This window comes from Azospirillum sp. B506, from assembly GCF_000333595.1.
GTDB lineage: Bacteria > Pseudomonadota > Alphaproteobacteria > Azospirillales > Azospirillaceae > Azospirillum.
The window spans coordinates 1-7,573 of sequence record NZ_BADK01000681.1 but is presented as its reverse complement, the minus strand read 5'-3'; the positions used below and the strand labels follow the sequence as shown (position 1 = coordinate 7,573).

Genomic DNA, 7,573 nt, shown 5'->3' with positions numbered 1-7,573 from the left:
GGTTGATCGGCGGCCTGCTGTCGACCTTCCAGATCACGCTGGCCCAGACCGAAGTCGATGCCGAGCTGCTGCGCCGATTGGGCGCTCCCCGAGTCGTCAGTGTCGGCAACCTGAAATTCTCCGCCGAGCCGCCGCCCGCCGCAGACGATGCGATGGAGCCGCTGCGGGCATCCCTGGCCGACCGGCCGGTCTGGATGCTCGCCAGTTCCCACCCGGGGGAGGACGAGATCGCCGCCGCGGTACACACCGCGCTGGCGCCGGTGCTGCCCGGCCTGCTGACGGTGATCGTTCCGCGGCATGCCCATCGCGGCGACGCCATCGCGGAGCTGATGCGGGCGCGCGGGTAGCCGGTCCTGCAGCGCACGGCCGAGCATCGGCTGCCGGGGGCCGCGCATGCCGTCTATATCGCCGATACCATGGGGGAACTCGGGCTGTTCTACCGGGCGGCTCCGGTGGTGTGCATGGGGGGGTCCTTCATCCCCCATGGCGGGCAGAATCCGGTGGAGCCGGCGCAGCTGGGCTGCGCGGTGCTCTATGGTCCGCACATGTTCAATTTCGGCGAGATCACCCACATGCTGGAGGCCGCCGGGGGCGCGCTGCCGGTCGCGGACGGCGATGCCCTGACCCGCGAGACCCGCCGGCTGCTGACCGACGAGCGGGCGCGCGATCGCATCGTCGCCGGTGCGGCACGGGTGACGGCGGACAACCGGCGGATCATCGACCGCGCAGTGGGGGCGCTGGCTCCGGTGCTGGGCGCCGCCGGCATCCGGACCGCCGCCTGAGGGGACGCGCTGCCGTGAAGACCCCCGCCTTCTGGTACCGGCCGCCCGGTCTGGCTTCCACCCTGCTGGCGCCGCTGGGGGCACTCTATGGGCTGGCTGGGCGTCGGCGGATCGCCGCAACCGTTCCTCGCCGTGTCGGCATTCCGGTGGCCTGCGTCGGCAATCTGGTGGCGGGCGGGGCCGGCAAGACTCCGGTCGGGCTGGCGCTGATCGCGGCGTTGCAGGCGCGCGGCGTCGTCGTCCATGCGTTGACCCGTGGCCATGGCGGGCGCGAGACCGGTCCGCTGGCGGTCGATCCTGGCCGCCACAGCGCCGCCGATGTCGGCGACGAGGCGCTGCTGCTGGCAGGGGCGGCGCCCTGTTGGGTGGCGCGCGACCGGCTGGCGGGGGCGGAACGCGCCGCCGCTGCCGGCGCCGGCGCCATCGTCATGGATGACGGGTTCCAGAACCCGGCCCTGCACAAGGATTTGGCGCTGATCGTTGCCGACGGTGCGGTCGGCTTCGGCAATGGCCGGCTGGTGCCGGCCGGGCCGCTGCGCGAACGGGTGGCCGACGGGCTTGCCCGCGCCGACGCGCTGGTGATCCTCGGCGAGGACCGCCACGGTCTGGCGGCGCTGGCCGGCGGGCGCCCGGTGCTGTCTGCCCGGCTGGAGCCCGATCCGGAGGCTGCCGCCCGCCTCGCCGGCCGCGACCTGCTGGCCTTCGCCGGGATCGGCCGGCCGGAAAAGTTCTTCGCCACCCTGGAAGCGCTCGGCGCCCGCCTCAAGGAGCGGGTGCCGTTCGCCGACCACCATCCCTACCGCCCGGCCGAGGTCTCGGCCCTGGTCGACCGCGCCGCGGCGCTGGGCGCCTTGCCCGTCACCACAACCAAGGACGCCGTCCGCCTGCCGCCCGATCTGCGCGCCAGGGTCACCGTCCTGCCGGTGACGGTGCGCTGGGCGGAGGAGGCCGCGCCCGCCGCGCTGCTGACGTCTCTGTTGCTGAAAGGAAGCCCCGATGGCCAAGCCGCGTAGCCCGTTGCAGCGATGGCTGACGCGCCGCATCGGCTATCCGCTGGAGGCGGTACTGGTCCAGGCAGTCTGCGGTCTGTTCCGGGCGCTGCCACTCGACCGCGCGTCGGCGCTCGGCGGTTGGATCGGGCGCATGGTGGGTCCCTGGCTGCCCAACAACGCCCGCGCCCGGCGCAACCTGACCCGCGCCTTCCCGGAGAAGGGCAGGGCGGAGATCGACAAGATCCTGCGCGGCATGTGGGACAATCTCGGCCGCACCATCGCCGAATATCCGCATCTGGAGCAGATCGGCCGCGAGCGGATCGAGGTGATCGGCATCGAGCATGTCGACGCCCTGCGCGAGGACGGCAAGGCCGGTATCCTGGTCTCCGGCCATCTGGCGAACTGGGAGGTCCAGTCGGTCGCCTCCCGCATGCTGGGGCTGGAACTGGGGTTGGTCTATCGCGCGCCCAACAACCCGATGGTCGGTGAACTGCTGGTGAAGCTGCGCGGGGCGGCGACCGGCATGCAGATCCCCAAGGGGCCGGACGGTGCCAGGATCCTGCTGCGCCACCTGACCAAGGGCGGCCATGTCGGCATGCTGATCGACCAGAAGATGAATGACGGTATCCCGGTGCCTTTCTTCGGCCGCGACGCCATGACCGCTCCGGCCGCCGCCGTGCTGGGCATGAAGATGCAACTGCCGCTGTGCCCGGCGCGGACCGAACGGCTGGAGGGTGCCCGCTTCCGCGTCACCGTCCTGCCGCCGGAGGAATACCCGACCAGCGGCGACCGCAATGCCGATGCGCGAATTCTGATGGAAAGGCTGAACCGCCTGTTGGAGGATTGGATCCGCGACAAGCCGGCGCAATGGCTGTGGATCCACCGCCGCTGGCCCGACTGAGCACCATACCCCCTCCACTGAGCCCCTCGCCCGAAGGTCCGTCCCGCGATGACCCTGCCACTCGACCTGCATCTGCTGCAACTTTATATGGTGGCCGTCTGTGTCCTGGTCCTGGCGCCGGGACCGGATTCGCTCCTGGTGCTGACCCGCAGCATCGCCGACGGCCGGCAGGCGGGTGTGGTGGCGACGCTGGGGATCTGTGTCGGCAACACCGTTCATTCGCTGCTGGCCGCCGCCGGGATCTCCGCCCTGATCGCGGCGTCTGCATCGCTGTTCGACCTGTTGCGCTATGCCGGTGGCGCCTATCTGGCCTGGATCGGCCTGCGCTCGCTGTGGAGCGTTTGGACCAGCCGTGGTGCCGAGCCGGCTCCGTCCATCGAGACCCCGGCCCCGGCCCCCGCCGGCCGCGTCTTCGTCCAGGCGCTGCTGACCAACCTGCTGAACCCGAAGATCATCCTGTTCCAGCTTGCCTTCGTGCCGCAGTTCATCGCCCCGGATCTGGGCCATGTGGCGTTGCAGACCTTCATCCTCGGCAACATCATCTCGGTGCTGGGCGGCGTCTATCTGGTCGGCATCGCCGCGCTCAGCGCCGGTGCCGCGCGCCGCGTCCTGTCCAGCCCGCGGGTACGCACGGCGCTGGACGGTTTGGCCGGCGTGCTGTTCCTCGGCTTCGCGGTGCGGCTGCTGCTGACGGACCGCAAGTTTGCGTGAGGAGGGTCGAATAGACCCTCACCACAGATCGTCCTCGTCCTCCGCCCCGGTGTCGACGTCGAAGGTCGCCGCGTGGCGCACCACCGGGTGGCTGTCCTTCCACTCCTCGAAATCCGACACCACCGCCGGACGGATGCCGAGCGCCAGCACCGGGCAACCGCCGCCGCGGCCGGCGTCCAGGCGGTAGAGCAGCTTCTTCATCCAGGTGGTGCTGGCCCCGTACTTGTTCTGGAAGTTCTTCATTTCGACCCGTCGCGCCACCTCGGTGAACAGCGGGATCAGCTCGGCGCTGCGGGTCAGCAGGACGCCGGCATTGATGATGCCGCATTCGTAGAAGGTGCGGGCGGCGTAGAGGTCGCGGTCGAAGGTCTGGTCCTTGCTGTTCCATTCCAGGTCGAAGGACACGCGGCCCTTCACGAAGTCGATCTTGTGCCCGTCGATGAAGCCGTTGACCTTGTACAGCTCCTCGCGCTGGCGCTGTTCGGTCACGGTCTGGCCGCGGTTCTTGCCGGCGACGCGGCGTTTTTCCTCATGCGTCACGATCATCTTGGTGATGAACAGGTCGCCACGGATGCGCGTCTCGTTCCAGCCCAGCGGGTTCAGCATCCGCTCCATCGTCTTGGCGATCTGCGATTTGTTGCCGCCGGACGCCACGATGTCCTCGGTGCGGATGCGGAACTCCATCAGCCGTTCGGTGATCTCGCGGAACTCGGCCGTGCAGGCATGGGCCAGGATGCGCGCGGCATTGCGGTAGCTGTGCACCTCGTACAGGTCGAGGAAGCCGGGCGGGAACAGGTCGCCCAGGTCGGGATCCCGCGCCTCGATCAGCGGCGCCTTGTCGTGGATGCAGGCAAGCAGATTCATGTCGGCACATGCGCGATGGAAATCGGCGCCACCATGGCGGCTGCGGCCCGGCAAATCCACCCTTTCCGCCCGGCGCAACCAGCGGAGGGGCTGAACTGGCAGCCATTCCCCGACATATGGTAAGGTCGCCCGCGCGCCGGGGTTGGAAAATGCGCAGCCAGTTCGCCGGGGGACCGTGATGAGCGATGAATTCCTGTTCGCGGAGGAGGAGCCCGCCGTCGAGGCGGTGGCCGAGGCTGTCGAACCGGTCGAACCCTGGCTGGTCCTGATCGTCGACGACGACCCCGCCATCCACGCCACCACCAAGATGGTCCTGCGCGGCTTCACCTTCGAAGGGCGCCCGGCGCAGTTCCTGTCGGCCGCCACCGCGGCGGAGGCGCGCGGGGTGCTGCGCGACAACCCGGCCATCGCGGTGATCCTGCTCGACGTCGTGATGGAGTCCGACGATGCCGGCCTGCGGCTGGTCCGCTACATCCGCAACGAGCTGAACAACCGCCGTGTGCGCATCATCCTGCGCACCGGCCAGCCGGGGCAGGCGCCCGAGCGCGACGTCATCCTCAGCTACGACATCAACGACTACAAATCGAAGACGGAGCTGACGGCGCAGAAGCTGTTCACCTCCGTCGTCGCGGCCTTGCGCGGCTATCAGGACATCACCGCCATCGAGGATCACCGGGAGGGGCTGGAGCGCATCCTGGACTCCTCCTCCACCCTGCTGGGCAAGCGGACGATGGCGGAGTTCGTCCGCCATGCCGTGGCGCAGATCGTCGGCGTCTGCCCGCCGGCAAACGGAGTGTCGGTGGGTGGGGTGGCGCTGGTCAGCCGCCTGTCCGAAGGATCCCGGCAGCTTGAGCCGCTGGTGCTGGGCGGTGCCGGCTGCCATGCCGGGGTGGAAGGCAAGCCGCTGCTCGTCGCCCTGCCGCCCGACGCCACGCAGGCGGTGATGGCGGCATTGGCCGACGGCCGCAACCGGTATGAGCGCGGACACAGCGTGCTGGTCTTCCGCTCCGCCACCCGGCGCCACGACACTGCGGTCTATCTCGATCACGGGCGGGGACTGACCGCCGACGAGCGCCGGCTGCTGGAGGTGTTCTGCGCCAAGGTCGCCATCGGCTTCGACAACGTCCACCTGTACGAGGAGCTGACCGAGCTGAACCGCAGCCTGGAACGGCAGGTGGCGGAGCGGACGCAGGATCTGGTGGCGGCGCGCGAGGCGGCGGAGGCGGCGCGGTCGGAAGCCGAGGCGGCCAACCAGGCGAAGTCGCTGTTCCTGGCGACCATGAGCCATGAGATCCGCACGCCGATGAACGGCATCCAGGGCATGTTGGAGTTGCTGGAACACACCAGCCTGACCGGCGACCAGCGCGAACTGGTCAGCGTGGTGCGGGAATCGGCCGGTGCCCTGCTGACCATCATCAACGACATCCTCGACTTCTCGAAGATCGAGGCGGGGCGGCTCGACCTGGAACGGGTGCCGGTCTCGCTCGCCAATGTGGTGGAGGGGGTGGCCGACACCCTGGCGCCCGGCGCGCGGGCCAAGGGGCTGTCGCTGGTCACCTACATCGACCCCGATCTGCCGGCCGAGGTTGTCGGCGACCCGGTCCGCATCCGGCAGGTGCTGTTCAACATCGCCGGCAACGCGGTGAAGTTCACCCAGTCCGGGTCGGTGACCGTGCGGGTGGAGCTGGCGCAGTTCGACGGCGACCGCGTGACCATCCGTGTCGCGGTGACCGATACCGGCATCGGCATTTCCAAGGACAATCAGCTTCATCTGTTCCGCCCCTTCACCCAGGCGGAGGCGTCGACCACCCGCCGCTTCGGCGGCACCGGGCTGGGGCTGTCGATCTGCCGGCGCCTGGCCGAACTGATGGGCGGCGACATCGGCGTCACCAGCGAGGTCAATGTCGGCTCCACCTTCTGGTTCACCTTCGGCGCCGACCTGGTTCCGGCGACCGAACCGGCGGCGGCACAGCGGGCACCGCTGCAGGGCGTCACCGTCCTGCTGCTGGCGGCGGATGCGCAGGAGCGCGGCTTTCTCGCCCGCTATCTCAACGCCGATGGCGCCCAGCTGGTGGAGGCGGGCGACGCCGATGCGGCCTTGCGCGCCCTGCTGCCCACCGCGGCCTGCGACGTGCTGGTCTCAACGCTCGGCACCGATGTCGCGGCGCTGGACCGCGACCCGCGCGGGCGTGTGCGCGGGCGTGTGCTGATCGGCGGCGACGCAGTGAATGCCGGCGATGCGGCGGAACTCGTCGCGTCGGGCGCCGGGACCGTGGTTCTCGGCCGGCCGGTGCGGCGGGTCGGGCTGGTCCGCGCCGTCCTTGCCGCCGCCGGACGGATGGCGGCGGGGGAGGGTGGACGTCCCGACCTGCACCCCCAACCGGAACCCGCCACTCTGGGGGCCGGCCGCCGCCGCCTGCCCACGGTGGACGAGGCGCGGGCGCAGGGCCGGCTGATCCTGGTGGCGGAGGATCATCCGACCAACCGTCAGGTCATCCAGCGCCAGTTGACCCTGCTCGGCCATGTGATGGAAACGGCGGAGGACGGTGTCCAGGCGCTGGAGCTGTGGCGGGCCGGCGGCCACGGCCTGCTGCTGACCGACTGCCAGATGCCGGAAATGGACGGCATGGAGCTGGCCCGCAGCATCCGTGCCGCCGAAGCGGCCGCCAAGGGAGCCGCCGAAGGCCCGCGCCTGCCCATCGTCGCCATCACCGCCAATGCGACGGAGAACGAGGCGCAGCTCTGCCTGCTGGCGGGCATGGACGACACGCTGGCCAAACCGGTCAGCCTTGCCGACCTGCGCCGGGTGGTCGACCGCTTCCTGCCTCCGTTGGAGGGAGAGGCCTGGGAGCAGGAGGAGCAGGGCGAGCCGTCGCATGGGGTGGAGTCGGTGACCGGAGAGTTGCAGCAACCGACCCCTCAGCAGCCCTCTCCGCCAACGCCTGTGACCGCCGGCCTGCCGCCGCTCGACCATGAGGCGCTGACCGCGCTGTTCGACGGTGACGGCGAGTTCGTCCGGCATCTGCTGGGCGAGTTCGTGGCCTCCAACAGCGTCTCGCATCGCTGGCTGACCGATGCGCTGGCTGGCGAAATCTGGGACGAGGTGCGGCAGGCCGCCCACAAGCTGGCGGGTTCGTCGCGCACCGTCGGGGCCCGTGACCTTGCCGCCGCCGCCGACGCGGTGGAGCTGGCGGTGATCGACCACCGGCTTGACGGTATCACCGCCCTGGTCGCCCGCGTCGGCGTCGAGCTGGATCGCGTGATCGCCCACATCGAAACGGTCTGATCCCACCCCGGCGGAAGCTGTGGCAGTGGCTGTAGCG

The 7,573-nt window shown here is 70.2% G+C and carries 7 protein-coding genes; 6 read left to right on the top strand and 1 reads right to left on the bottom strand.

Features of this window, described 5'->3' with window-relative positions:
• The 5 genes from I71_RS39955 to I71_RS20405 all read left to right on the top strand — a co-directional run.
• Positions 1–347, top strand: a 347-nt coding sequence (locus I71_RS39955) for a 3-deoxy-D-manno-octulosonic acid transferase (RefSeq protein WP_375731211.1), incomplete at its 5' end; no start/stop codon positions are given.
• Between the two features lie 69 nt (positions 348–416).
• Positions 417–782 (top strand): 3-deoxy-D-manno-octulosonic acid transferase, encoded by a 366-nt coding sequence (locus I71_RS39950; RefSeq protein ID WP_244433947.1) that lies wholly within the window; start codon positions 417–419, stop codon positions 780–782.
• 14 nt (positions 783–796) lie between these two features.
• Positions 797–1,795, top strand: coding sequence for a tetraacyldisaccharide 4'-kinase (gene lpxK, locus I71_RS20415; protein WP_042697229.1), 999 nt, complete (start codon positions 797–799; stop codon positions 1,793–1,795).
• Positions 1,779–2,675, top strand: a complete 897-nt coding sequence (locus I71_RS20410) for a lauroyl acyltransferase (RefSeq protein WP_042697226.1) — start codon at positions 1,779–1,781, stop codon at positions 2,673–2,675. Before lpxK ends, I71_RS20410 begins: the two co-directional genes overlap by 17 nt.
• A 48-nt stretch (positions 2,676–2,723) precedes the next feature.
• Complete coding sequence (locus tag I71_RS20405) at positions 2,724–3,386, top strand: LysE family translocator (protein ID WP_042697224.1); 663 nt, start codon at positions 2,724–2,726, stop codon at positions 3,384–3,386.
• Positions 3,387–3,404: 18 nt separating this feature from the next.
• Here the strand turns inward: I71_RS20405 and I71_RS20400 are convergent, their stop codons facing one another.
• Positions 3,405–4,250, bottom strand: a complete 846-nt coding sequence (locus I71_RS20400) for a BglII/BstYI family type II restriction endonuclease (RefSeq protein ID WP_042697232.1) — start codon at positions 4,248–4,250, stop codon at positions 3,405–3,407.
• Positions 4,251–4,428: 178 nt separating this feature from the next.
• On the opposite strand from I71_RS20400, the gene I71_RS20395 reads away from it, so the two are divergent.
• Positions 4,429–7,536, top strand: coding sequence for a DUF3369 domain-containing protein (locus I71_RS20395; RefSeq protein ID WP_042697221.1), 3,108 nt, complete (start codon positions 4,429–4,431; stop codon positions 7,534–7,536).
• Positions 7,537–7,573: the final 37 nt, after the last annotated feature.